The following is a 26,466-nucleotide window of genomic DNA, read 5'->3' on the forward strand; positions in this document are numbered from 1 at the left end:
CACCGCCGGTCCTAGCCCAACCGGCCGTGGCGGCATCGCGCCACTCGCATCGCACCCGCCCGGGGAAGTGCTGCGTCACAGGGGCACGCACGCCACATCGCACTCGACGCGCCGCAGCTGACGTGCCGCCAGCAGCCACGGATGGTCCGACCGCAAGACGGCGGCGAACCCCGCCACGGCGACGCGCTGTCGAACCTCGGCCTCGGCGCCGTGCCCCAGTCCTCGGTGATCGAGGGCCAGGTTGGCGGCGCACACCAGCGTCAACGGGTGCCGTTCCCCCATCGTCTCGGTCAGCAGCGTCATGGTGGCCTCGTCGATGTCCCGTGCTCGCTCGAAGTCCAGACGGGCGTGAGCCGTGGTGGCCCTGGCGACCGCGACACCGAGCGTCATCGGATGACGGCAACCCACCGACGCGTCCATCCGACGAGCGACGTATTCCTCGAGCTCCCACGCCTCGTCGAGCATGCCGAGCCCGCGTAGCGCGGCGGCCAGGTCGGCCTGGGCGGTCAGGGTGTACGGATGGTCCTCGCCGAGGCGAGCGGCAAGACGCGGTGCCGTGGTCGCCGCAAGCTGATGGGAGGCAGCGGCCCGACCGGCCAGACGCCTGTCGGCCGACGCGTGGACCGCGACCGCCAGAGTGCGGGGGTGCTCGGGGCCGTAGAGGGCCTCGAAGCGCCACAGCGCTTCGGCTGACAGTTCGGCGGCCGCCTCGAGCGCCCCGTCGCGACGTCGGCAGACGGCAAGGTTGTCGGCGATGTGCCATGTGAGCGGGTGTTCCTCGCCGAACACGGAGAGGGTGCGGCGATGGAGGTCTTCCTGGGCGTGGCGGGCGGCCGCGTAGTCGCCGCGTTCCCGCACATCGAGGTTGACGGAATCGAGACTTGCGAGGGTGGCTGGATCGGTGGCGCCCAGGGTCTGTTGGCGGTGTCCGGCGTTTTCCTCGTCGACGGACAGCGCTTCGTCGAATCGGCCGCACCAGCGCAGATCGACGCCAAGTTGGTGGGCGGCATCCAGCGTGACCCGGTGGTCGGCACCGAACTGGTACCGGGCCAGCCTCACGGCTTCTTCGCTGAGCTCCCGTGCCTGCTGGAGCCGGCCTCCGTGGCGGCGCGCCACGGCCAGTTCGGACAAGGAGGCGACCACGCTCCCGGAATCGGACGCTACTCGCCGGGCCATGCGTAGGGCCTGCTCGGAGAGGGGCACCGACTCCGCGACGCGACCGCTGCGCCGCAGCAGGGACGCACAGGTCCTCGTCATGCGGACGACGTCGCTGTCCTCCTCGTCCGACGTCGCGAGCCAGGCTGCCCTGGCCTCCTCAGCGAGGACCAGGGCACCCTCCACCTCGCCGCAGCCGCCGAGGAACAGCACGGTCCGATGGATGAGCGACCGAACCGTCGCATCGCTGCTGTCCACCGCCTGCGAGGCCGACAGGTGCGGCAGCAGTGAGGGGAGGACCTGCCAAGCCGCCGGGGAGTCGGCGGGGTCGCCCCCGGCCGCCGCGAGCCGCATGTGGGCTTCCTCGCGCGTACGTTGATGTTCCTCGGCCGACAGACCGGCCAGCAGCAACTGCTGGAACCCCCGGTCGAGGCGCACGGTGTCGTTGTCCTCATCGGCGTTCAACAGGGAGAGCCGGACCAGCGTTGCGAGGGAATGCCGCAGCTCCGCCGACTCGCACAGGGGTTCGCCCACTGGCGCCCTTCCTGGGGCGCGAAACACGGCGAGCGGGATGGGCTCGGCAGCAAGGTGGGCGCACACGTCCAGCAACCGGGGGGCGCCTGGCGCCAGCTCCTCGAGCATTGTCAGGGCGATGTCCCAGACCGCAGTTAGAGGGACGGGCAGGCCGGGTGCCGCGTCCAGAAGGTGGTCGGCCGAGTGATGACGGTGGATCAGGTTCACGTACGCGTCGACGGGCATCCCGGTGCTCAGGTGCCAGGTGCCCGCCTGCTCGACGGCCAGGGGCATGTCCCCGAGGGCTTCGGCGAGCCGTCCGGCTTCCCGCTCCGGGAGGGCTGGCATGTGCCCGCGCAGGAGTGCCACCGTCTCTTCGCGCTCGAAGCCCTCCAGCGTCACCGGGAGCGCCACCTGCGCCCACGCCAGGTTGCGGGACGTGACCAGGACTTTGCCCGGACCGTGGACGGGGAGGTGTCGCATGGCCTCGTCGACGTCATCCGCGCCGTCGAGGATTAGCAGCCACCTGTCGTACGGCGAACCGCTGCGCAGCGCCTCCAGAAGGACCGGTACGGCCGACTGGACGGTGAGCTGTGTGCCGCCCGTCGGAGTGAGGTCCAGTCGGGCCGCCAGGTGGGCGAGCGACGGCAGGAGAAGGCCCTTGCCTGCTGCCCGGACCCAACAGACGAGGTCGTACTCGTGCGCGTGCCGATGGACGTACTCCCGCGCCAGTTCCGATTTGCCGACACCGCCTGCACCCTGCCCGGGATGCGGGAGCACACAGACGAGGCTGTGGTCGGTGAGATGGTCGGCCAGCATCCGCAGCTGGGCCGTCCGGCCCACGAACCGCTCGTTGCGCGCGGGGACGTTCACCATGAGGGCGGGTGAACGGGATGGTGTCCCGGCAGCCTCTGGGCCGTCCTGGTTCACACCGACGTGCGGGGTGCCCGCCGCGGCCTCACCGGGTACCTCGGCCAGGGGCGACTCGTCGTCCGGGACAGGCGACCGATCGACGACGGTCTCGCGAGGAGTGATCCCGTCCGCCGGCGGCAGCACCGCAGCGCCGCGGTGGTGTGGCACGCCGTCCGACTCGATCCGCCGAGCGCGCTGCGCGTAGGGCCCCGACAGCGCCCGCATCACCGCCAGCTCGGCCCGCAGCCACTGCCCGGCACTGGGGTCGGGCAGCGCGGCCGCCACCGGATCGCGCAGCGCGGCACGCAGGGCGACACCGTGCTCCCCCGCCGCGGAAAGCCCACCGAGGATGTCGACGACCATGGCCAGCTGCTGACGCGTCGTGGCGGCCAGAAGCGCCTCGCGGACCCCGGCGGCGAACTCCGGTGCCTGCCCGCCGTCGTGGTCCCAGTCGATGAGCCCGCCCATCAGGATCTCGGCGAGGTGCTCCGTGTCGGCTCTCACGCTGGGGTGGTGGCGCAGCTGCTGGATGAGGTCGAACTCGAACGGTGTGGCGGCGAGCCGAGTGGCGAGGCGACGGGCGGTCGGCGTGGCCTGGCCGAAGAAGCGGCGTACGGCCGCGGCCGCGTCGGGGGGACGCCGCGGCGGGACGAGACCGGGAGCGGGCCGACCGGCGTGCAGCGACCCGGCCAGCACCACGGGAAGCTCACGGACGCCCGGCTCCCCGACGACGAGATCGGCCCAGGCCGCGAGGGATCCGTGCTTCAGCGTGAGCACGGGGACGACCGGTGACTTGCCGTCCGTCCAGGGCAGCGGTCGGATCGGGTCCGTTTCGTCGCCCCACTGCACAAGGCGCAGTTCCGAGCCGGGGGCTCCGAATCCGCCGGCCTTCAGTGTGGCGACCTGGGGCGTGAGGGAAGCGCGGTGCCGCAGATGAGGCGGCAGCAGTTGGACCACGGCGGTGGGCCCCGCGGCGCCGAGCCGGCGGAGCAACGCGTCGGCGGCCGCCGTGGCCCAGCCGCGGCCCATGCCGTCGGTGACGACGAGGAAGACACGACCGCCCCCGCCGCCGACGATCTCCCCCAGGTCCCCGGAGCCGGGCGCCGAGCCCCGGCGCAAGGCCGGCGGTCCCGTGTCCGGCACGTCCACCTGGACAGTGAGGACGTTCCCGAAAGCGCCGCTGTGCACGGTGGCGTCCTGGAGCGCCTGCGTCTCCTCCCGCCAGACGGTCATGGTGGGGCCGGTGTCGACGAGCAGGACCAGATCGAAGGCCCGGTCCAGGACCGGCCTGAACGACGGCATCCAGAGCCCGTCGACGACCATCTGCTCGGCCGTGAGTTCCTCGTCCAGCAGCACCGTGCCACGGGATGGCACACGCCGCTGGAGCCGGTGCAGGGCACGCGCCAACGGCGCCGAACGTGCTCCCCGGCCGGGTGCCCGAGGTCGCACCGAGGGCAGTAGGGGCGAGCCGAGGTGGAGACGGCTGAGGCCCTCGGGGTCGGGAGTCGGCAGGGCCCGCGCGTGGGAGACCGGCAGCTCCTCGCTCGACGGCTCCGGCACCGGCGCGGAGGACTCCGGCGACGGAATCGGCGGCTCCTCAGACGGCCAGTGCTCACCCTGCTGCGGCACGTGCTCCCTGCGGACGGTACGCCCGGTCCGTTCCCAGTGCGCTGCCAGCCAGACAGCGTCGGCCACTTCCTGCCAGTCCGGTCCATGCTCTTCGGAAGAGGACGGTTCGGGCGGTGGGGAGGCGGACGGCCCCGACCCCGCGGGCTCCTCGTGTCCCGGTGCGCGCTCGCGCGGGGTTCCGGTCATTCAGCGGCCCATCGAAAGGTCGCGCAGCAGCATCTTGAGGAGGCGGTCGCCCGACCCGTCGTCCCCCAGGCCGCCGGCCGTGGTGAGCTGAACCGCGTTGAACAACTGGTCGAGCGAGTGGGTGCCACCCGAGCTGACCCGGTCGAGGAAGAGGTCGACCAGGTTCTCGGCGTCGGCGGGAAGTGCCCTGAAGTGATTTCTCACGATGGCGAGGAGCTGTTCCCGGCTGGGGGTGGTCATCTCCACGGGCAGACAGCGTCTGCGGAAAGCGGCGGGGAACTCACGCTCGCCATTGCTGGTGATCACGACCACGGGGAACTCCCGGCACTCCACGTGGCCGTTGCGCACCATTGCTCGTTCGCCCGGATCACTGATGTGCACGACCATGCTGTCGTGCGAGTCCCGCACCAGTTCCGGCACTTCGTAGCTTCCGTTCTCCAGCACATGCAGCAGATCATTGGGCAGGTCCAGGTCGCTCTTGTCCAGTTCATCGATGAGTAGGACCCGGGGTCGGTCGTAGGGCAGGAGCGCGGTGCCCAGGGGCCCCAGGGTGATGAAGTCGCCCAGCGATGGCAGGGATTGGCCGCCGGTTCCGCGTTCGACGCCGTCCGCCCCCGGGAAGTCGGGACCACCGGCCCGCCAGGCGGCGATGGCCTGCGCACGGCCCAGCGCATCGTACGCGTACAGTCCGTCCCGCAGGTTGGTACGGCTGACGATGCTCCACACCAGGACACGCCCGAGGCCCAGTTCGCGCGCGACCAGATAGGCGAGAGTCGACTTGCCGACGCCGGGCGGCCCGGTGAGGAGCAACGGGCGGCGCAGCAGCAGGGCCGCGTTGACCGTCTCGATGCTCGCCTCGTCGAGCTGGGGCACGGGCTCCACCTGCCCGAGGCGGCGGCGCGTGGCCTCCTCGTCGTCCGGGGGCGGCGGAAGGCCCGGCCCCCCGCGGAACCTACGCCAGGGCGGCGCCTCCGGCAGGTCCACGGGCACCCCGTCCGGGACCCCCGTGCCGTGAAACACATGCCAGCCCGGTCGGTTCTCCGGGGGCGTCCCGCTCATGTCCAGCTCTCCTCGCTGCCGAAGGTGTCGTTGTCCGGGCCGTTCTCCCAGGGCTCGGTCTGGTCGACGAGCCGGGTGGGATCGTCCCAGAGAAACGCGATGTGCCGACCGAGCAACAAGGGCCCCCCCTCGCGGAGTTCGGCGGAGCGCCGCAGCCTCTGGATCGCGTGGGGCAGTTGCTCCGCCGAGGTCACGGAGGCGAACACGGCCGACATGACGCTTCTGCGCTCGGCGTGGAACACCCCCCGGCGATCCCAGACCGCGAGCCCGATTCCCGCGGCGATGACCGCCTTGAGGGCGGACGACGAGTCCCCGCCGTCCGGCGCGTCGAGGACGGCCGCCGTGTAGCCTGGCTCGGCCGCCAGAGCCACGTGCCACCGATCCGCCCCGCCCACACTCGACTGCCGCCCCTCCCACGCCAGCACCCCATTGCGGTGCAGGGCCCGCCAGCGCTCCTGCCACTGTCTTCTCAGCAGCGGGTCGCTGCTGCGCATTCGCTCCAGGCTGCGCAGATGCACCCCGTACCTGAGCGCCAGGGGCAGTGACCGACCTTCTCCGACCTGGTAGGCCAGTCCGGCCACGTCATGGTTGAGCAGGTCGTGGGGAAGGACGAACTCGATGAAGGGCGGGGGGTGGACGGCGCCGGACGTGTCCCCGACCGAAGCCGACAGCAGCCGCGCCAACTGTCGCAGGGACTGTTCGACGGCGGCTCCGAGGCCGTCGAGCGTGGTCGTCCGCGGTTCCGCGGGAAGGGGGTGCCAGCGGCCGGGGACCGTGTTGAGCCAAGGTCGCACGACGATCTCCCCGGTACCGTCGCGCGCGGGTTCGACCATCACGACCAGACAGGGGGGGATGGACGGGTCAGGGCGGTTGCGAAGGCGGTCGGCCCGGCGTCGTTCCAGCTCGGACAGCAGTCCGGCCCGCCTCGCCCATTCCTCCGCCCACGCGGACAGGGCCCTGCGCCGGCTCGGGACCTGGACAGAGGCGGCGGCGTGCTCCATGACCAGCACAGCGGGCGGCAGCCCGTCCGGCTGAGTATTGAACTCCAAGACGTGGGAGAAGAGCTGCGCAGGAGTGAGGCCGACGGGGAGGTGCATGCCAAGCTCGTCCGCGACGCCGTCGCGCACGGCGGGCCCCGGCAGGGCGTCCGCCGCCTGGTGGAGGAGCATGCGCGCCGTGTTCACATCCTGCTGGGACAGCGGGCCGGGCAGGGACTGCGCCAGGCCGCTGGCACCGCCGGACGCGAGCAGCCGTTCGATCTCGGCCGCGGCCGGCATCCCCTCCAGGATCCGCACCACCGCGACGAGGACCGACTCGCCCCCGCGGACCTGCAGCACGGCTCGGGTCAGCGTGACGGCATCCTCCCGCAACCGCACGGCCCGCAGGTCCACGGGGGCGCCCAATTGCTCACCCAGCACATCGGCGAACATCAACCGCCCTTGCGGGTCCTGCATGCAGGACAGTTCGCACAACGCCTCGGTCAGACCCAGCAGCAGGTCCGGGTCCGACGTTCGCTTCAACTCGCCCATGTCGCCGACGGCTTCACCGACCTCCCCCCGCGGGGCCGATGCACCGACCCCGCGAGTGAAGCTAGCACGTCCGGCGAGGCGTGAGCCGCTGTCTGCCTCACATCTTCCTCCTGGTGGCGGCGCGGCGTCGCCGCAGAGCCTCGGTGAGCCCGGCGCTCTCGGTCCAGGCGTCGACCCAGGCGGTCAGGGCGGTCCGGTGGGCCTGTGAGCGGACCAGCCGCGCCGCACACTCCATGAGCAGCACGGCCGGCGGCAGGGCGTCGGGTTGTGCGTTGAAGTTCAGCGCCCATGAGAGAAGTTGTTCGGACCGCAGCCCGGTGGGCGGACGCACGACGGTCAGTTCGGCGGAGAGCGCCTCGTGCAGATCGGTGGCGGAGAGTTCGTCGTCGGCGGCTCGCAGCAGGGCGCGCGCGCCTGTCTCGTCCGCGGCGGGCAGGACCCCGCTGACTTCGGGCATCGGGGCGGCGGCGGTCAGCCACGCCAGATCGTCGGCCGCCGCGGGCCCTTCCAGGATGCGGACCACGTCGAGCAGCGTCCGGGCCCAGCCGTGGACCTGCATCGCCGTGCGCAGCGCGACGACGACGTCCTCGCGCGGCGATGCGCCGCGCACGTCGATCGGTCGCTCCAGCAGGTCCCCGAGAAGGTCGGCGAACTGCGCACGACCTGGCGGGTCCTCCATGCACTCCATGGTGCTCAGCGCGTCGGTGAGACGGCCCAGAAGGGCCAGGCGGCCGCGGTCCGGCTCCGTGCTGTCGCGCTGTCGCGGTGGGACGGACGGATCATCGGCCAGGGCAAGCCGCCCCGCGAACGTCACGCCCGCCGAAGCTCCTTCGAACACCGTGACGACATCGATGAGGGCTTGCCGCCCGTTCTGTGCGGCCAGTGCAGCACGCACCAGGGTGGCGACGTCCTCCCGCTGCAGAGCGCCCCGCAAGGTGATGGGTTGGCCCAGTGTTTCCCCGAGCAGTTCGGCGAACAGAAGGCGTCCCGGTTCGTCGTCCAGAGACTCCAGCTCACACAGCGCGTCCGTGAGATGCCCCTGGAGCTCGGATGCCCTGGGGCGGACATCGTCCTGACGCTCCGACGGGATGATTTCGTCGGGATCCGTGCCGCACTGGCCCCACCGGATCTCAAAGCGGGCGCCGACCCGAAAGCCCCTGCCGTCCACCTTGATCGGCGTGAGGATGTCGGAGCGCAGCCTTTCGGCCACGTCCCGCGCTGCCACCGGATCGAGGCCGCCGACGAGAATCGCGAACGAGTCGGTGCCCAGCCGGGCCACCGTGTCGTCGTCCCGCACACCGGCCACCAGCCGGCGGGCCGCTTCGACCAGGACGGCGTCACTCACCGCGGCGCCGAACCGGTCGTGGACGCTGTGCCATCCGTCCAGTGTGCACAGGAGCACCGCCAGACCCTGCTGCCCCGCTTCGGGATCCTCAGGAGGAAGGCGCACATGGCGGTGGTCGGGGTCGTCCGTGGCGTCGGGGTCGGAGCACAGCAGGTGGGCGAGCTGTCTGTACAGGGTGCGGGAGTGGCGCAGGCCGGTGAGGGAGTCGCTGCGAGCCCGGTAGGCACCGGTCAGGTCGAGGATCGTCGCCGTCGCCGACGCGACGTCGAGGCGGGTCGTCGCCAGGACATGGCCCGGTGCGGTGGCGACCTGCTCCAGGAACGCGGTGACCTCGTGGTCGTCCGTGACGTGATCGAGGACGAGGAGCCAGCGCGTGTGGGAGCCGAGCCACCTCCGTGCCTGCTCGACGGATGTCTCCTGGGGGGCCTGTGACGTCGGTGCCACCGCTGCCATGAAGTGCCCGAGGCCCGTCCTCAGCGTTGCGGCGTTGCGAGCGTCCACCCACCACGCCACCGTGTAGGTGTTCCGTGTCCGGTGGGCGTATTCCAGGGCGATGGTGGTCTTGTCCGAGCCGGCCGGCCCGCGCACCACGACGGGCGGGTCCTGGCCGAGCACCAGGCTTCCGACGATCTCCTCCACGACCTCGGCGAGGGCGGGCAGCCAGCGCGTGGTACGACGCCGGGGCAGGTTGTGCGTGCGCCACTCCCACGGCGAGGGCTCCGCATCCCCACGCCCGTGGTCCGCCCCGGATCCGTCCACCGGCGCCAGTTCCGCGAGCGGGTGCCCGTCACGCGGCAGGGTCAGCGTGCCGGTCCGCTCCGCGATCACCGCCGGGAATTCCGGTGTGCGGCCGAGGCGTGGTGCGATGTAGTCGCTCACGAGGTCGACCGTGCGCTGTGCCGAGCCGCTGTTGATCACCGCGCGGAGCACATCCCGTGTCTCCGGCGCGAAGGCGAACACGTCCTGACCCGCGAGCGGGTCGTCCACCCGCATCAGGCCGCTCAGCAGGACCTCGGCCAGGCAGGCCGAGCTGGTCTCGGGCAGAGCCGCGGCCTGGACGAGCCGCATCACGGGAAGCGTCAGCGGATCGACGGCCGCCAGGTGGGCGGCCAGCTGGTAGGCGTGCGGCGAGACGTTCGCCCGGAAGCGGCGGACGCGGTCGGCGACACTGCCCCACCCGGGCTGTTCCGTGCCGTCGAGGGACGCGGCCTCGACCGGGGCGGCCGCGTCCGTCACCCGCAGGGCGGCGACTCCTCCCTGTGATGCGATGAGGTCCGCCCAGGGCCGGAGGCTCGCCTCGTCGAGTTCCATCACAGGCACGGGAAGAACGGGGGGCGGGCTCAAGCCAGGGGGCAGCCAGGGATCACGGGTCCTCAGCAGGCTGTTGGACGGTGCCGGCGCGGTCGTACGGACGAGCATGGGCTCGGCCGCCACCCCGGTTCTGCTCCACAGCCCGGTGGGGAACAGATGGATCACGGCGGTCGGTGCCCTGCGGGCCAGGGCGGCCAGGCTGCGCTGTGCGGTGCCGGTGTACCAGTGGTCGGCGACCGCGTCGGTGACGGTGAGTACGACGGTCGGGCCGCCGGTCAGCAGAGACGAGGCGTCGAGCGGGCTGACTCGCACGGAACGGAAGATGCCCGAGCCCGACAGGGCGTCGGTCAGTTCGGCCACGGTGTCGCGCCACACCCGCATGGACGGGCCGTCGTCGACGGCGAGGACGAGATGCAGCCATCGGTCCTTGGCCGGCCGCAGCACGGCGTCGACGACTCCGCTGTCGGCGATGGACTCGGCGGTGGCGCTCTCGTCGAGCTCGTAGCGGTGCGCGGACGGCACTCGTCGTTTGAGCGAGCGCAGGGCCCGGACGACGTTCAAGGGGTGACGCAGGCCCCGAATGCCAGGGAGGCGGATCGGCGCGCCGGGCCCTCCACCGGCGCCCGTGGCGGCGAGGGCGTGGACCGATCGCCGGGCGTCGCCCGGCGCGGTCGGCGCGGCGGGCTCCGGTTGCGGCTCCAACGGGGCCGGGGCTGCGGCATCGGTTCCGGCGGTGGGCAGGGTGTCGGCTTGCGTGACGGCGCCGGCTTCCCGCTTCCCGGGCGTGTGCAGGGCCAGCCACAGGACGTCGCTCAGTTCTCTCGGGGACAGTTCCGCTCCGGCGTCGCGCAGGACGGCGTGGAGCCGGGCGACGAGGAGTCCGTCGGGCTCAGCGGGCGCCGCCGCTCCTGAGCTCACGCAGCACCGCCTTCCGAAGGTGAGCGGCCTCGGGGTGGACGCCCTGGTGAAGGAGGTGGACGGCGTGCAGCAACTGGTCGGTGGCGAGGCCGCGGGCGTCGCGGTCCGTGATGAAGGAGCTGACCAGCCTCTCCACCCGGGGCCACTGAGCGTCCAGGTCCGGGAGATCCTGCGAAAAATGCGCCCGGACGATGCGTTCCAGCTGCTGCTGGTCCGGCTCCGGCAGTTCCAGGCGGACGCAGCGCCGCAGGAAGGCCGGCGGGAACTCCCGTTCGCCGTTGCTGGTGATCACCACGAAGGGGAAGTCCTGGCAGCGGACGGTCCCCTGCCGCACGCGTACCTTCTCCTGCGAGCCCTGGACGTGGACGTCGATCTGGGCCTGCTGCGCGGGGAGGCGGGCCAGTTCGGGGATGGTGAACTCGCCTTCCTCCAGCACGAACAGCAGATCGTTGGGCAGATCGAGATCGCTCTTGTCGAGCTCGTCGATGAGGAGGAGCCGCGGCCGTCCCTCGTGGCGGGTGGCCAGCGCGGTGCCCAGCGGCCCGAGGCGTACGAAGCTGCCGATGTCGTCGGTGCCCTCCTGCCGCTCCCGCAGCCGGCCGATGGCGTCGTAGCGGTACAGGGCGTCGGTCAGTGTGGCGCGGGTGTTGACAGGCCAGACCAGTACCGGTCCGAGCCCGAGTTCGGCCGCGATGGCGTGGGCGAGCGACGACTTACCGGTACCGGGCGCGCCGGTCACCAGCAGAGGCCGACGCAGCCGCAGGGCGGCGTTGACCACCTCCACCTGCTCCTCGCCGATCAGGTACGGGCGCCGTTGGGCGTCGTCGTCCGGCCGCGGCCGTCGCCAGGGCGGGGCCACGGGGAGCGGCACGGCGTCGTCGTAGGTCCCCCCGTCACCGCGGAAGAGCCGTTCCTGTGGGCGATCGCTGCTCACGCGACGCCTCCTTCCCCTGTCGGCGGGTGGGTTAGCCGCTGCCGCGGCGGCGCCCAACTCGGGTCCTCCCACAACAGAGCGAGATGGGCTCCCATGTGGGTGGTGTCCTCCGGTGCCTCTGCGCGCCGCAGTCTGACCTCTTCGCGCAGGCGGCGCGGCCAGTCCTCGGGTACCACGGTGCGTAGTGCCTCCGCCGCGTCCGTGCCGTGGGCGCCGCGATGCCACAGGACGACCGGCACGCCAAGGTAGCGGCACAGGGCCAGCGCGGCGTTGCGCTGTTCGGGCGGACAGCAGGCGATGACCAGCGCGATCTCATCCTGGCGGGTGAGGACGCTGTCCGCGGTTCGGTGGTCGAGCATCACGTAGGGACCAGTCGTGGATGTGCGCCCCTGCTCCCAGCGGGCCTTCCATACGCCGGGGCGGCGTATGCTCTGGCCACGCAGCACCACCACCCGGTCCCGTCCGAGGTGCCGGGGCTCCTGCAGGCCGGCATCGGTCGGCAGCCGGTCGACGGCCAGGCCGAAGAAGCCCTCCTCCAGAAGAAACTCCACGCCCGCCGTGTCGTCGTAGTGGTCGAGTTCCCGGACGGCCTCGGAGAGCCGGGCGCACAGCTCGGCACGGCTGCCCGGGCTCTGGCCGCTGCTCCACACCGGGCCCTCGTTGCCGCGGTCGTCGTAGAGCCGCATCTCGTAGCGGAAGGACTCCGCCGAGGGTTCCGGCGCCCAGAGCCACACACGCAGCACCGGCTGCACGGTGCGTGCGGAGGCCCGGGAGTTGGCGGACCAGCGGCACTGCCCGGCCGCCGCACGGCTGACACCCAGGCGGTCGGTCATCCGCTCTGACCAGTCCCGCAGGGCGTCTCCGTCCTCGTGCCGGGCCGCGGCCGCCTCCTCCACGACCTGCATCAGGGGCGGCACCACGCCCGGTTCGACGGCGCGGTCCTCCAGATCCTCGATCAGGGTGTCGATGTCCGACGTGCCGGGGTCGGGCAGCAGGAAGTGCGGTACGGCGTGGCGGGCCGCCGCGCGGAGCTCCGGATGTGCGCCGGGGCCGAGCAGTGCGATCAGTTCGTCGTGCTCGGCCTGCGTGAGAAGGCGCACCGGTCGCAGCCCGGCCGCCGCGTCCCTCACGCGCTGCACCAGGTCCCCGGGTTGCTTGAGTGCGCTCAGCAGGATCGGCACGCCGCGTGGGTGCAGCAGGGCGGCGTCCACGATGCTTGTGCTGGTGCGCGGAGTGTCGCGCAGGCCGAGGGCGTGGCCGACACGTTCCGCGCAGCGGCGCAGCTTCTTCCCGGGCAAGTCGTCGAGGGCGTCGATCAGGTCGTCACGGCAGGCGCTGGTCCGGGCGTCGTAGGCCGCCGGGGTCATCGCGGGGACCACGCCGGCGGAGGTGAGGAACCTGATCACCTCGGAGGCCCTGATGGCGTACGAGCGCGGGTTGTCGGGCTCGGTCGACACGATCAGGCCGGTCACACAGCCGTGTTCGCGGTCCCACAGCGGGGCTCCGCTGTGACCGGGGAGGATCCGCAGTGGGGCGCGGCCAGGGTCGAGGATGTACCAGGGGCCCATCTCGGTCTGGACATGGACGTCGACGAGGGAGCGGGGGGCTCCGTGGTGGTACCAGGTCCACAGGCGTCTGCCGCGGGTCTCTCCGACGGGCACGGGCACGATGCCTTCGGGTATCGACCTGGTCTTCAGCAGGGCGAGATCTCCGTCCCACCATTGATTGGCGTGCGGCAGGGGAGGCAGCCAGCCCGCCAGCTCGACGGCGTGCCGCTGCGGGCCGGCCCACGGCAGGGAGACGGTGACGCGCTCCATCTCCCGCACACTCGGCCGGGCGGTGGCCAGTTGGGGCCGGTCCAGCACCACGTTGATCACATGGGCGCAGGTGAGCAGGTATCCCTCGGCGACGACCACGCCCGCGCCCAGGCCCTGTTCCGACGCACCGGCGTGCACGGTGACCCAGGCTCGGCGGACACCGGCATCCGGGTCACCGTCGTACGTCGGATGCACGGCTACTCCGGTGGCACAGGAGCCGTCGCCGAAGTGGAAGGATCCTCCAGATCCCATGTCGCCGACACCGTGAGGCTCGCCTCGCCCTTGTTGGCCACGATGCCCAGGGTGAGGTCGTTGCCGACCTTGACGCCGAGGGAGACCGTGAGCTGCTGGGGCCGCCGGTCCATGGTGGATACCGTGTCGTGCACCGACTGAAGGACGGGAACCAGCGGTTTGAGTACCTGGCGCAACGCGCCGCGGGTCGCCCGGGCGACCCGTCCCTGCCCGCCGCCCGCGACGGGCACGAGAGGAGCGGAACCGGGCGTCCCCCCTGCGGCCGTGGAGTCGGCCAGCGGACTGGGGAACACCTCCAGCAGCACAGCCTGGCCGTCGTCGAAGGTGAACTCCACAAATTCCCCCATGGCCCCAAGTATGGCAGCCGCAGGACCACTTGGCCCCAGGAACGGTCGACTGTTCCGCACTTCCCGACCGGACGCGGTCGATCCGGAGACTCGTGAGCGCTAGCAGGACGTCATCATGCCCTGGGCGCCGTCCGAGGCCGACAAGCAGCGCTGATCCAGGCCCCCGGCTCCCCGTTCCTCACCACACCGCATTTCGGCGCCACAGCCTGTGCGAGACGGAGGAACGGCTGACGCGCCTGGCGGAGGCGACCGGTGGCTGGCCGTATCTGCTGGACAAGGCGTTGCAGCTACGTGATCGCCGACCGGACCAGGACGGGGGTGCTGGCGGACCTGACATCGTGGCTGGAGCAGAGCAGCGGCGCCGAACAATTCGTCGACGCCGTGGGGCTGCTGGAGAAACGACACCCTCAAGGCCGCCTACGACGGAGTCGTCGAGCAGCTCCTAAGAAGGCTGTCCGAACAGGCACCTGGTCGGTGGAGTTGCAACAGCCTGGTTGGCGCGGAAGGCCGGGCATGGAGCCTTGTCTCCAGAGTGAAGCGATGTTCCTCACAATCATCGACTCCGACGGGCGCCCATGTAGAGTGAAGACCGCCCTTGACCTGCACAGAGCAGGCAGGGAGCCGTCTTTCAGGAGTCCAACATGCTGCGCACCATGTTCAAGTCCAAGATCTAGCGTTTGGGTGTTTCCGCAGGTCAGAGCCCTGATTGTCGCCTCCTGGTCAGCAAAAGGTCAGCAAAAGGCCGGCACGGTGTCCGGCTCGCTGACCTGCGGCCCGCGACAGGCCCTGCTGTGCCGCCCGGCGCCCGTTCGGAAGGCTTGATGCGTGGCTCGACAACTCGCCCGTGAGATGGGGTCGTTCTTCAAGGAGTGCGGTTGTTCCAGGCCGGCTCGTTGCCCGCACCCGTACACGATTCGGTTCCGGGAAGCTCTCGGCAAGCAGCGTGAAGAGGCCGGCTACGACACGCAGGACGAACTCGGTCAGCGGACGATCGTGGAGGAACGGGGAAGCCCGGGCGGTGAACATCAACAATGCCGTGGCCGACGACGTCTACCGGGTGCACGAGCAGATCCACTCCAACACACATAGGCCGGCGAAGCTGAAGCATCGCAAGGCGGGGAGTTCCGGGAGACATGGAACGGGTGGCCGATCCCGGGCAGGCGTTCAGGCTCGGCAACATGGCGCTGCGGGCGGCGTGGGCGGCCGGTCACAGCGGACTTCAGCGCGAGGCGCTCCAGCGGCTGGAGCGGCGGCTCCCGCAAGGGAACTTCCCGAACGCCGATCTGCTGCCGTTGCTGCGCGCATGCTGGACGGAGGAACGGGAAGGCGGCACCGATGACCGCGACCAGGTCGTGGCCCCCGGCGCCGAGGTCCTCACCCGGCTCAGCGGCAGTTCCTGGCTCCTCATGCCACCGGCACCGCTTGCGGTGGCCTGGGGCATCGAGTCCGCTCTGCAGGAGGCGCTCCGCCGCGAGACCGACATGCTGCGGCACACGGAAGTGGTCACCGCCCTGACCCAGGCGCTGGCCCAGACCGTGGCGCTGGACATCGCGCAAGGCTCCTGGACCTCGGCCGCGGCGAACGCCCTTGAGGGGCTCCAAGTGGCCGAGGGGACCGGCGGCGACCTCTTGGCGGCGCAGTGCCGCGCCAGTCTCGGATGGCTGGCAGCCGCGCGAGGCGATGAGCAGACCGTCGCGGACTTCGCCGCCCGTTTCATCGAGGTATGGGTGCCGCGTGGGGCGCGCGCCTTCAGCGCCGGCGCGGAGTGGAACCTCGGCATGTCGGCGCTCTTCGCCGGCCGGGCCGAGGAAGCGCTGGACCAAGCGCTGAGTTCGGTCGGCTCGAGTAGGCCGCTTGGGCGGCGAAGCAGTCGCCGTCCGCTAGGTCGGACGCCTGCCATTGGCTCTTTGCCCTGGGAAAGCCCCTCAGGTCCGATGCCGGACGTCGAAGTGCGCGGAGTGCGCGGTCAGCTTGCCGAGCAACTCGATGAGGGTCTGCTGCTCGGCCTCACTGAGTGCGCCCGCCCACTCCTGTTCACGTGCGTTGTGTGCCTGGAAGGCAGTGGTGATCGCGTGCAGGCCGGCCTCGGTGAGGCCGAGCTGAACCGCGCGCCCGTCGTAGGAGGCGCGCTCCTTGCTCACCAGGCCGTCCCGTTCCAGCGTGTTCACCAGCGCCGACACGGCGGCTCGGCTCATACCGGACAGCTCCGCGACCTTCTTCGCCTCGACCGGACCCGACAACCAGACGGCGAACAGCACTCGAAAGCCGGGCCATGACCAGCCGCGAGGCCGGTGTACGGCGGATTCGAGGTCGTAGACGAGCATGTTGGCCGCGCGGTGGAGGGTGAGCACCAGCCGCATGGCGAGCGGGTCGATGCCGGGGAGTTCCCGCGAGGCCCGGTCGACGGCGTGGTCAATGAACGACCAGAAGTGCAGGTGGTCGGCATCCAGCGGTTCTGGTTCCTGGGTCACAGGTCGGAGTCTAGGTCGGGCGGCATCACGGACCGCACTCGGGAAGCGGGCACGCGTCGGCCCCCGTCCAGGTTTCCGGACCGTAAAAAACCTTCACCCGAGGGCTTCCCTCCAGATGCCGACGGGGGTACGGTCCCCAATTAATCAAAGCATTGATTACATGCTCTGAGTATTAGTCGCCCCGTTTTGTCCTCTGGCTCTGTCAGGGGGCAGGTCTCCTCCCGGCCGTGCGTCCCGATGTGCGGCCGGGTAGCCCCGGCCGTTCCTCCTCCTCCGTCAAGGGGGACGGTGTGGCGGGCGATCGATCCCAAGGAACCTCGTATGCCCGAAGCATTCGCTCCCCCCAGTCCCGGCGCGCTGCGCGCCTGCATGTCCCGCTTCGCCACCGGCGTCACGGTGGTGTCGTACGCGACCGACAGCGGTCCGCGGGGCGCCACCATGAACTCCTTCACGTCCGTGTCCGCCGAACCGCCGCTGGTCCTGGTCAGCGTCGCCCGCCGGGCCCGCTGCCACGACCAGCTGACCGACGGGCCCTTCTGCGTGAACATCCTCGGTGCCGAACAGGAGCAGTTGGCCCGGCTGTTCGCCGGGGCCCCGAGCACCGCGGAGCCCCGCTGGGCGGAGGACGCGCGCGTCCCGCGGCTGGCCGACCCGCTCGCCTGGGTGGAGTGCGAGCCCTGGCGCGCGTACGACGGCGGCGACCACACCCTGGTCCTCGGCCGCGTCACCGACCTCGGCCACCGCGACGGCGACGCCCTGACCTACGCCTGGAGCCGCTTCGCGTCCACGACCGAGTCGACCGACGGCATCGAGCACCTCTTCTGAAGCTCTCCCACCCGCCCCACCCCCCTTCTCAAGCCCCACCCCACTCCCCAGGAGAACCACCATGGCCGCACGCACCGGCAAGGAATTCCTCGATCGCCTCTCCCAGTCCCGCCCCACCGTGCACATCCAGGGCGAGACGCTCACCGGGGGAATCCAGGAACACCCCGCTTTCCGCAACGTCGTGCAGACCTACGCCGAGCTGTACGACCTCCAGCACAGCGAGGAACACAAGGACGTCCTCACGTACGCCTCCCCCACCTCCGGTGAGCCGGTCGGCACGTCCTTCCTCACTCCCCGCACACCCGACGATCTCGTCAAGCGCCGTAAGGCATTCAAGGTGTGGGCCGACCACAGCAACGGCATGCTCGGCCGCACCGGCGACTACATGAACAGCTCCCTGATGGCGCTCGCCTCGGCCGCCGACTGGTTCGCCCAGGCCAACCCCGCCTTCGGCGAGAACATCCGCCGCTACTACGAGAAGGCCCGCGAAGAGGATCTGCTGTGCACACACACGCTGATCCCGCCGCAGGTCAACCGGGCGGTGGCCGGTACCCAGCAGGCGGGCGGCAAGCTCGCGGCGCGCATCGTGAAGGAGGACGACAACGGCGTGGTGATCCGCGGGGCGCGCATGCTCGCCACCATCGCCCCCTTCGCCGACGAGATGCTCGTCTTCCCCTCGACCGTGCTCCGCGGCACCCCCGAGGACAAGCCGTACTCGTACGCCTTCGCCATCCCCAACGACACCCCCGGCCTGCGCTACATCGCCCGCGAACCCCTCGACTACGACCGTCCCCGCCACGACCACCCCCTCGCCTCCCGCTTCGAGGAATCGGACTGTGTGGTCGTCTTCGACGACGTGCACGTGCCCTTCGAGCGCTGCTTCGCCCTCGGTGACGCCGAGCTGTGCAACGGCTTCTACTCCCAGACGTCCTCCGTGGTGCACATGACCCACCAGGTCGTCACCCGCACCACCGCCAAGACCGAGTACGTCCTCGGACTGGTGACACTGCTCACGGAGGCCATCGGCATCGAGCAGTTCCAGCACGTCCAGGAGGACATCGCCGAGATCATCACCACCCTGGAGACGCTGCGCGCCTTCCTGCGCGCGGCGGAAGCCGACGCCGAGGTCAACGAGTACGGGGTGCTGACCCCGGCCTGGGCCCCCCTCAACGCCGCCCGCAACCTCTACCCCAAGCTCTACCAGCGCTTCCCGCAGATCCTGCGCAAGCTCGGCGCCTCCGGCCTGATGGCCACCCCGACCGAACTCGACATCACCGGCCCGGCGGCCGCCGACATCGACGCCTACCTCCAGTCGGCCACCCTCACCGGCGCCGAGCGCGTGAAGCTCTTCCGTCTCGTCTGGGACACCTGCATCTCCGCCTTCTCCAGCCGCCAGGCCCTGTACGAGTACTACTTCTTCGGCGACCCCGTCCGCATGGCCGGCGCGTACGTGAAGTCGTACGACCGCGAGCCTCACAGGGCGAAGGTCCAGGCGTTCCTGGAGCGCTCCTGATGACGCACCCCCTGGGGAATCCCCCATCGAAGATCATCGCTGTCCATCTCAACTACCCCAGCCGGGCCAAGGAGCGCGGCCGGACCCCGGCCCAGCCCTCCTACTTCCTCAAGCCCCCCTCGTCGCTGGCAGGCACCAAGGAGGCCATCGTCCGCCCGGAGGGGTGTGAACTTCTCGGGTTCGAGGGCGAGATAGCCCTGGTCGTCGGCAGCCGGGCCCAGCGGGTGCGGCCGGAGGACGGCTGGTCCCACGTGCGGTGGGTGACCGCCGCGAACGACGCCGGGGTCTACGACCTGCGGTATGCCGACCGCGGCTCCAACCTCCGCTCCAAGGGCGCCGACGGCTTCACCCCGATCGGGCCGCGGCTGCTGGATGCCCGCCGACTCGACCCGGGCGCACTCCAGTTGCGTACCTGGGTCAACGGTGAACTCGTGCAGGACGACACCACCGACACGCTCCTCTTCCCCTTCGGACAGCTCGTCGCCGATCTGTCGAGACTGGTCACGCTGGAGCCCGGGGACGTGATCCTGACGGGCACTCCCGCCGGCGCGTCCGTCGTCTCCCCCGGCGACACGGTCGAGGTCGAGGTCACCTGCGGCGGGCAGTCCACCGGGCGGCTGCGCAACCCCATCGCCTCCGGGCCCGCCCTGGAGACCTACGGAGCGATGCCGAGGACGGACGCGGCCGAACGCGAGGCCGCCCACGGAGCCGCGTACACACCCGAGGCACTGCTCGACGAACGCATCGAGGACGGACTGCGTTCGGTCGCGGTCGCCACACTCAGCGCACAGTTGCGGGGGCGCGGACTGCCGCACATGTCCATCGACGGGGTACGTCCCACACGGCCGGACACGAAGATGGTCGGCGTCGCCCACACGCTGCGCTACCTGCCGCTGCGCGAGGACCTGTTCAAGCGGTACGGCAACGGCATGAACGCCCAGAAGCGGGCCATCGAGCAGCTGCGACCCGGCCATGTGCTGGTCATGGACGCCCGCCGGGACACATCCGCCGGCACGCTCGGCGACATCCTCGCCCTGCGGGCCCAACAGCGCGGCGCGGCCGGGGTGGTCACCGACGGAGGCCTGCGCGACAGCGTCGCCGTCACCGAACTGGGGCTGCCCGTCTACCACGGCGGAGCCCACCCCTCTGTCCTCGGCCGCCGCCATGTGCCGTGGGACACGGGAGTGCCGATCGCCTGCGGCGGAGCCCTAGTGCAGCCCGGCGACCTGCTGGTGGGAGACGCGGACGGCGTGGTCGTCGTACCGCCCGAGCTGGCCGAGGACCTGATCACCGACTGCCGGGAGCAGGAACAGCGGGAGCGCTTCATCACCGAGCAGGTGCGCGCCGGACACGACATCGACGGCCTGTATCCCCTCGGTCCCGACTGGCACGAGATGTACGAGCGGTGGCGCAAGCAGCACAGCACGCAAGGAGAGCCCACATGAAATTCCGCAGCGACCCGTCCGCCATCCGCGGCTCCATCGCTCCCGCCATCACCCCCTTCACCTCGGACGGAGCCGTCGACCACGACAGCCTGCGCGCGCTGATCCGCTTCCAGCTGGAGTCCGGTTCGCACGGCATCTCGCTGGGCGGCTCCACCGGCGAGCCCAGCGCGCAGAGCGTCAGCGAGCGGATCGCGGGCATGCGGACGGCGGTCGAGGAGATCGGTGACCGTGTCCCGTTCCTGCCCGGCACCGGATCCCACAAGCTCGACGAGACCCTCGAACTCACTGCCGCCGCAGCGGAGTTGGGAGCCGACGCCGCGCTCGTCATCACGCCGTACTACGCGCGCCCCACGCAGGAGGCGCTGTACCAGTGGTACGCGACCGTCGCACGGGAGTTCCCGGACCTGCCGATCGTCGCCTACAACGTGCCCTCGCGCACGGCCGTCGACATCGCGCCCGAGACGGTGAAGCGGCTGTTCACCGACTTCGAGAACTTCGTGGGCGTCAAGGAGACCACCAAGGACTTCGAGCACTTCTCGCGCGTGCTGCACGCCTGTGGGCGCTCACTGCTGGTGTGGTCCGGCATCGAGCTGCTGTGTCTGCCGCTGCTCGCACTCGGCGGTGCGGGTTTCGTCTCGGCCGTCGCCAATCTCGCGCCCGGCGCGGTGGCTCGGATGTACGAGCTGTGGGAGGCGGGCGATTTCGACGGTGCCCGCGATCTCCACTACCGCCTGCACCCGCTCGTCGACCTCTTGTTCGTCGAGACGAACCCGGCGCCGGCCAAGTGGGTGCTGCACCAGCAGGGACGTATCGCGTCACCTCATGTCCGCCCGCCGCTCACCTCTCCCACCGACGCGGGCCTGTCCAAGATCCGCGCGCTGCTCCGCGAGGGCGCAGACCTCACCCAGCAGATCGGAGCCACGCAGTGAGCACCACCCCTGAGCACCTTCCCCCCGTGATCCCGCACTGGATCGGCGGTTCCCTCGTCGACGCCGCGGACGGACGCACCTTCGACGTCGCCGACCCGGTCTCCAACACGGCCTACGCACAGGCCGCGCGTGGCTCCGCGGCCGACGTGGACCGGGCGGTGACGGCTGCCCGGGTCGCGTTCCCGGAGTGGGCCGGGCTGTCCAACCGGGCACGCGCGGGTGTCCTGAACCGGATCGCCGACGCCGTCGAGGCCCGTCATGACAGGCTCGCCGCCTTCGAGTCGTACGACTCCGGGCTGCCGATCGCGCAGGCGCGCGGCCAGGCGCGGCGCGCCGCCGAGAACTTCCGCTACTTCGCGGATGTCATCGTGGCCCTCGGCGAGGAGGCGTTCCGGCAGGGCGACGACCAGTTCAGCTATGTGGTGCGCACACCGGTGGGGGTCGCCGGGCTGATCACTCCCTGGAACACTCCGTTCATGCTGGAGAGCTGGAAGCTGGCACCCGCGCTGGCGTCCGGCTGCACGCTGATCCTGAAGCCGGCCGAGTGGACCCCGCTGTCCGCGTCGCTGTGGCCGGAGATCTTCGAAGAGGCAGGTGTGCCCGCCGGGGTGGTGAACATCGTCCACGGCATCGGTGAGGAGGCCGGCCAGGCCCTCGTCGACCACCCGGAAGTACCGCTGATCTCCTTCACCGGCTCCACCGACACGGGTCGGCACATCATCCGGTCGTCCGCCGAGCACCTGAAGACGGTGTCGATGGAGCTGGGCGGCAAGTCCCCGGTCGTCGTCTTCGCCGACGCCGACCTCGAGGCCGCGCTGGACTCGGTCGTGTTCGGCGTGTTCTCCCTCAACGGGGAGCGCTGCACGGCAGGTTCACGCGTACTCGTCGAGCGCCCGCTGTACGAGGAGTTCACGCGGCGACTGGCGGAGCGGGCCGCCAACGTACGCGTCGGGCTCCCTTCCGACCCGGCCACCGAGGTCGGCGCACTGGTACACCCCGAACACTACGAGCGTGTCCTGAACTACGTGGAGATCGGCAGGAAGGAGGGCCGTCTGGTCGCCGGTGGCAGCCGCCCCGACCACCTCGCCGACGGCAACTACCTCCAGCCCACCGTCTTCGCCGACGTCGAACGCGACGCCCGTATCTTCCAGGAGGAGATCTTCGGCCCGGTCGTGGCGGTCGCTCCCTTCGACGACGAGACCGAGGCCGTGGAACTCGCGAACGCCACGCAGTTCGGTCTGGCCGCCTACGTCTGGACCTCGGACCTCAAGCGCGGCCACCGCATCGCGCACGCCGTCGAGTCCGGCATGGTCTGGATCAACTCCCACAACGTCCGCGACCTGCGCACTCCGTTCGGCGGGGTCAAGGCCTCCGGCGTCGGCCGCGAGGGCGGCGCCCACAGCATCGACTTCTACACCGAATCGAAGATCGTCCACGTCGCCCTCGCCGAGGTGCACACCCCCCGCTTCGGAGCCGCATCATGACCGCCTCGAACGCCCCCGACGTCGTCCGGTCCGCCTACGCCCAGCTCACCGTCACCGACCTCGGTGCCGCCCGCTGGTTCTGGGTCGACATGCTCGGTTTCTACGTGCAGTACGAGGACGCCGAGTCCCTGTACCTGCGCGGCACGGACGAACTCACCCACCACTCGCTCGTGCTGCGCAAGGGCGACCTGGCGGCCCTCGACCACATCTCCTATCGCGTCCGCACCCCCGAGGACGTCGACAAGGCGGAGAAGTTCTTCGCCGGACTCGGCTGCCCGGTCAAGCGGTTGAAGAAGGGCGAGGGAACGCACGGTATCGGCGACGCGGTCCGCGTCATCGATCCGCTCGGCTTCCCCGTGGAGTTCTTCCACGAGATCGCCCGCGCCGAGCGCCTCATCCAGCGCTACGACATCCGCCACGGCGCCGAGATCGCCCGCCTGGACCACTTCAACATCTGCACCCCCGACATCCCGGCCGCCTACGCCCACTACCAGTCCCTCGGCTTCGGCTGCTCGGAAACGATCGAGGGTGACGAGCACGAGCTGTACGCGGCCTGGATGTACCGCAAACAGACCGTCCATGACGTCGCCTTCACCGGGGGTGCCGGGCCGCGACTGCACCACCTCGGGGTGGCCACCCACGAGTCCCACCAGGTACTGCGCGCGGCCGACCTCTTCGGCTCGCTGCACAAAGAGCACCACATCGAACGAGGCCCCGGCCGGCACGGCGTGTCCAACGCCTTCTACCTCTACCTGAGGGACCCCGACGGCCACCGCGTGGAGATCTACACCTCGGACTACTACACCGGTGACCCGGACCACGAGACGTACCGCTGGAACGTGCGCGACGACCGCCGCCGCGACTTCTGGGGCAACGCCGTCATCGAGTCCTGGTACAAGGAGGCCGCCCCCGTCCTCGACCTCTCCGGGCACCCGCAGCCCGTGACCGACACCGTCCTCGACGAGTCCGCGGTTCAGGTGGGTGCGGACGGTCTCGGCTGATGCTCCCGGCGGTGGGGGACCCGTAGGTGCTTCGCGCCCTTCGGGGACCCTCTCGCCGCGCCTCGACAGATTCGGGATCTTCTCATACACCTCATTCATCACACTTTGTAAAAACCGGATACGACAGTTAGTATCCGGCGGCACGCCTACCTGCCGGCTTGCCGAAGGGCCCGCAGAGGAGACCCATGCCCTCGATGACGACTCCGTCGGACGACACCTCCGCAGGACGCTTCGAGTTCTGGCGGGAAGTGGTCGGCCAGAGTTTCGTGCCGCTGGAAGCGCTGCCGCGCGAGGTTCCCGACTTCCGGGCCTCCCTGCACACCGCCCAGCTCGGCGCGGTGCAGGTGTCCGTGGTGGCCGCGGAACCGCACGGCGTCGCCCACACCCGTAGGCACATCGCCTCCGACCCGGCCGATTTCGTCAAGGTGGGTCTTCAGCTGGCCGGGCAGTGCATGCTGACCCAGGCGGACCGCCAGGCCCTGCTCAAGCCGGGCGAGCTGGCCATCTACGACACCCGGCACCCGTACACACTCGACTTCGACCAGCCGTACCGCACACTCGTGCTCATGTTCCCGCGGGTCCTGCTCCGGCTGCCCGAGCGCGACCTGACCCGCATGATCGCCACCACCGTGTCGTGCAGCGACGGACTGGGGCCCGTGGTGCACCCGTTCCTGCGCGGACTGGCCGGGCAGGTGCGGCAGCTGGACGCTGTCGGCACGCCGCGGCTCGCGGACAGCGTGGTCGACCTGGTCGGCGCGATGCTCTCGGACCGGTGCGCCGTGCACGTGACGCAGCAGGACGACGGGCGGGAGCTGCTGGCCCGGCGGATCCTGACGTACATGGAGCAGCGGCTCTCCGACCCGGGGCTCGGCCCCGACCGGATCGCGGCCGCCCACCACATCTCGCGGCGCTTCCTCTACAAGCTGCTGGCCGAGCGGGGATACACGGTCTCGGGCTGGCTCCGGGAGCGTCGTCTCGCCGAGTGCCTGCGCGACCTCGCGGACCCCGCGCTCGCCCATATGCCCGTCGCCACCGTCGGAAGCCGCTGGGGCTTTCCCGACCCCGCCCACTTCAGCCACGCCTTCAAGAGCGCCTACGGCATGAGCCCGTCGGAGGCACGCGGGGCCGGGCGCACGGCGCTGGGCGCCTAGCGAGCGCTCAGCGGCGGTCACGGGGTTTCGCCGGCCTTTCGCTGGCCTTTCGCTGCGTGTCGCAGTACGTCCCGAACACGGCGAATCTGCCGATCGTGCCCGCCCCGGCAAGGGCCGGTGCACCATCACGCAAGCCGGAGTGGGCCGCCGAGGTGCACCCTCCCGTCGTGAGAGAGAGCCGCACACTCCTCACGGGCCCGCCTCGCGGGCGACAGTGAGCGGCTTACGCAGGAACATCCACCGACACAAGAACGGGCTGACGTCCCGACCTCCCCAGGGCCGAAGCGCATCACTGCGCTGATCGACAGCCCCGTGCTGTCTCTTCTCCCCACGGCTCTCCCTTCCTGCCTCTCCGGCTCCCGCTCATCCGACGAATGAGGCATTCATGCTGAGAAAGCGATCCGCCACGCCCCCTCCGCTCGGTGGCGCCGGCTCCGACGCCCGCCGCTACGAGAACAAGCTGCTCGTCATCCTTTTCCTGGGCTTCGGCCTCGTCTTCTTCGACCGGCAGGCACTGTTCTTCCTCGTCCCCTTCATCAGTAAGGACATCCCCCTCTCGAACACCGCGCTGGGCACGCTCGCCGGAGTCCTCGCGCTGACCTGGGCCCTGTCCGGAATGATCTCCGGACGCCTGTCCGACCGGCTCGGCCGTCGTAAGCCCGTGATCATCATCGCGGTGGTGCTCTTCTCCTGCCTCTCGGCGTCGAGCGGGCTGGTCACCGGATTCGTCGCTCTGTTGGGAGCCAGGGCGCTGATGGGGCTGGCGGAAGGCGCCGTACTGCCGGCGTCGCAGTCCCTGATGGTGGAGGCGTCCCAGGAGCACCGGCGCGGGCTGAACATGGGTCTGCTTCAGGGGTCCTCGGCCGGACTGCTGGGCGGCATCCTCTGCCCGCTCGCGGTGGTCTGGATCGCCACGCAGTACAGCTGGCGACTGGCGTTCGTCATCACCATCGTCCCCGGCCTGCTGCTCGCCCTGTGGATCTGGCGGTCGGTACGGGAGGAGCCGCCGGGTGGCGGTGTGATGACGGCGCCCGTGGCGGAATCCGCGGATGCCGCGGCCAAGCCGAGCATCGGCAGCATCCTTCGGCAGCGCAACATCATCCTCTGCGTGCTGATCGCCTGTGCGTACATGACCTGGTTCTTCGTCATCATCACGTTCGCGCCTGTCTACATGATCTCGGTCAAGGGCTTCTCACCTGCGACGATGAGCGGCGTCGTGACCTGCCTCGGGGTGGCGTGGGTCTTGTGGGGCTTCGTCACACCGGGGGTCTCGGACCGGTTCGGCCGCAAGAACACACTGATCGTCTTCACGGTGATGGCCGCGCTCTGCCCCCTGGCCGTGGTGTATGTGAGCAGTCCTCTGGTGCTCGGCGCAGTGGTCGTGCTCACGTATACGGGTCTCGGTTGCTTCACCCTGTTCATGGCGACCATCCCCGCGGAGACCGTCCCCCGTGGCGCGCTGGCGACCGCCCTGGGCCTGGTCATGGGCATCGGTGAGCTCGCCGGCGGTTTCCTCGCTCCGGTGATCGCCGGGTGGGCCTCCGACAACTGGGGGCTTCAAACGGCCATGTACATCTCAGCGGCGGGTGCCGGGCTGGTCGTCCTGCTCGCGCTCGGGCTGAAGGAGACGGCTCCCGCCGTCCTGCGCAGGAAGGCGGCGGCGGCGGTCGGCGACGGCGCTGCGGAGCGAACCACGAGCGCATCCGCCGTGTCCTGACCGACCCCCCTTTCTGCGACTCC

General features: G+C 70.6%; 16 protein-coding genes. 8 read left to right on the forward strand and 8 right to left on the reverse strand.

Annotation, left to right across the window (positions count from 1 at the left end):
* Positions 1-75: 75 nt before the first annotated feature.
* The 8 genes from fxsT to OG289_RS44200 all read right to left on the reverse strand — a co-directional run bounded on the left by fxsT (position 76) and on the right by OG289_RS44200 (position 16,378).
* Positions 76-4,275, reverse strand: coding sequence for an FxSxx-COOH system tetratricopeptide repeat protein (fxsT, locus tag OG289_RS44165; protein ID WP_327319641.1), 4,200 nt, complete (start codon positions 4,273-4,275; stop codon positions 76-78).
* A 120-nt stretch (positions 4,276-4,395) separates the two neighbouring features.
* The gene (locus OG289_RS44170) at positions 4,396-5,454 is read right to left on the reverse strand and encodes an AAA family ATPase (protein WP_327319642.1); all 1,059 of its coding nucleotides are present in this window, start codon (positions 5,452-5,454) and stop codon (positions 4,396-4,398) included.
* Positions 5,451-6,983 carry a VMAP-C domain-containing protein gene (locus OG289_RS44175; protein WP_327319643.1) on the reverse strand — a complete coding sequence of 511 codons (1,533 nt, stop codon included), beginning with the start codon at positions 6,981-6,983 and terminating at the stop codon, positions 5,451-5,453. Before OG289_RS44175 ends, OG289_RS44170 begins: the two co-directional genes overlap by 4 nt.
* Before the next feature lie 97 nt (positions 6,984-7,080).
* The gene (locus OG289_RS44180; RefSeq protein WP_327319644.1) at positions 7,081-10,557 is read right to left on the reverse strand and encodes an SAV_2336 N-terminal domain-related protein; all 3,477 of its coding nucleotides are present in this window, start codon (positions 10,555-10,557) and stop codon (positions 7,081-7,083) included.
* Positions 10,529-11,491 carry an AAA family ATPase gene (locus OG289_RS44185; protein WP_327319645.1) on the reverse strand — a complete coding sequence of 321 codons (963 nt, stop codon included), beginning with the start codon at positions 11,489-11,491 and terminating at the stop codon, positions 10,529-10,531. The genes OG289_RS44180 and OG289_RS44185 overlap by 29 nt, the downstream gene beginning before the upstream one ends.
* The gene (locus OG289_RS44190) at positions 11,488-13,560 is read right to left on the reverse strand and encodes a VMAP-C domain-containing protein (RefSeq protein ID WP_327319646.1); all 2,073 of its coding nucleotides are present in this window, start codon (positions 13,558-13,560) and stop codon (positions 11,488-11,490) included. The genes OG289_RS44185 and OG289_RS44190 overlap by 4 nt, the downstream gene beginning before the upstream one ends.
* Positions 13,506-13,907 carry a CU044_2847 family protein gene (locus tag OG289_RS44195; RefSeq protein WP_327319647.1) on the reverse strand — a complete coding sequence of 134 codons (402 nt, stop codon included), beginning with the start codon at positions 13,905-13,907 and terminating at the stop codon, positions 13,506-13,508. The genes OG289_RS44190 and OG289_RS44195 overlap by 55 nt, the downstream gene beginning before the upstream one ends.
* A gap of 1,925 nt (positions 13,908-15,832) precedes the next feature.
* Positions 15,833-16,378: a MarR family winged helix-turn-helix transcriptional regulator gene (locus tag OG289_RS44200; protein ID WP_327319648.1), complete on the reverse strand. Its 546-nt coding sequence runs from the start codon at positions 16,376-16,378 to the stop codon at positions 15,833-15,835.
* Between the two features lie 321 nt (positions 16,379-16,699).
* Here OG289_RS44200 and OG289_RS44205 point away from each other — a divergent pair, with 321 nt between their 5' ends.
* The 8 genes from OG289_RS44205 to OG289_RS44240 all read left to right on the forward strand — a co-directional run bounded on the left by OG289_RS44205 (position 16,700) and on the right by OG289_RS44240 (position 26,443).
* The gene (locus tag OG289_RS44205; RefSeq protein WP_327319649.1) at positions 16,700-17,203 is read left to right on the forward strand and encodes a flavin reductase family protein; all 504 of its coding nucleotides are present in this window, start codon (positions 16,700-16,702) and stop codon (positions 17,201-17,203) included.
* A gap of 61 nt (positions 17,204-17,264) precedes the next feature.
* Complete coding sequence (gene hpaB, locus OG289_RS44210; protein ID WP_327319650.1) at positions 17,265-18,716, forward strand: 4-hydroxyphenylacetate 3-monooxygenase, oxygenase component; 1,452 nt, start codon at positions 17,265-17,267, stop codon at positions 18,714-18,716.
* Positions 18,716-20,161: a fumarylacetoacetate hydrolase family protein gene (locus OG289_RS44215; protein ID WP_327319651.1), complete on the forward strand. Its 1,446-nt coding sequence runs from the start codon at positions 18,716-18,718 to the stop codon at positions 20,159-20,161. Before hpaB ends, OG289_RS44215 begins: the two co-directional genes overlap by 1 nt.
* The gene (gene dapA, locus OG289_RS44220; RefSeq protein ID WP_327319652.1) at positions 20,158-21,090 is read left to right on the forward strand and encodes a 4-hydroxy-tetrahydrodipicolinate synthase; all 933 of its coding nucleotides are present in this window, start codon (positions 20,158-20,160) and stop codon (positions 21,088-21,090) included. Before OG289_RS44215 ends, dapA begins: the two co-directional genes overlap by 4 nt.
* Positions 21,087-22,574 carry a 5-carboxymethyl-2-hydroxymuconate semialdehyde dehydrogenase gene (gene hpaE, locus OG289_RS44225; RefSeq protein WP_327319653.1) on the forward strand — a complete coding sequence of 496 codons (1,488 nt, stop codon included), beginning with the start codon at positions 21,087-21,089 and terminating at the stop codon, positions 22,572-22,574. Before dapA ends, hpaE begins: the two co-directional genes overlap by 4 nt.
* Positions 22,571-23,575: a 3,4-dihydroxyphenylacetate 2,3-dioxygenase gene (gene hpaD, locus OG289_RS44230; protein WP_327319654.1), complete on the forward strand. Its 1,005-nt coding sequence runs from the start codon at positions 22,571-22,573 to the stop codon at positions 23,573-23,575. The genes hpaE and hpaD overlap by 4 nt, the downstream gene beginning before the upstream one ends.
* Before the next feature lie 194 nt (positions 23,576-23,769).
* Positions 23,770-24,726: a helix-turn-helix domain-containing protein gene (locus OG289_RS44235; RefSeq protein WP_327319655.1), complete on the forward strand. Its 957-nt coding sequence runs from the start codon at positions 23,770-23,772 to the stop codon at positions 24,724-24,726.
* Positions 24,727-25,111: 385 nt separating this feature from the next.
* Positions 25,112-26,443, forward strand: coding sequence for an MFS transporter (locus tag OG289_RS44240; RefSeq protein WP_327319656.1), 1,332 nt, complete (start codon positions 25,112-25,114; stop codon positions 26,441-26,443).
* Positions 26,444-26,466 lie beyond the last annotated feature (23 nt).

Source organism: Streptomyces sp. NBC_01235, assembly GCF_035989285.1.
Taxonomy (GTDB): Bacteria; Actinomycetota; Actinomycetes; order Streptomycetales; family Streptomycetaceae; genus Streptomyces.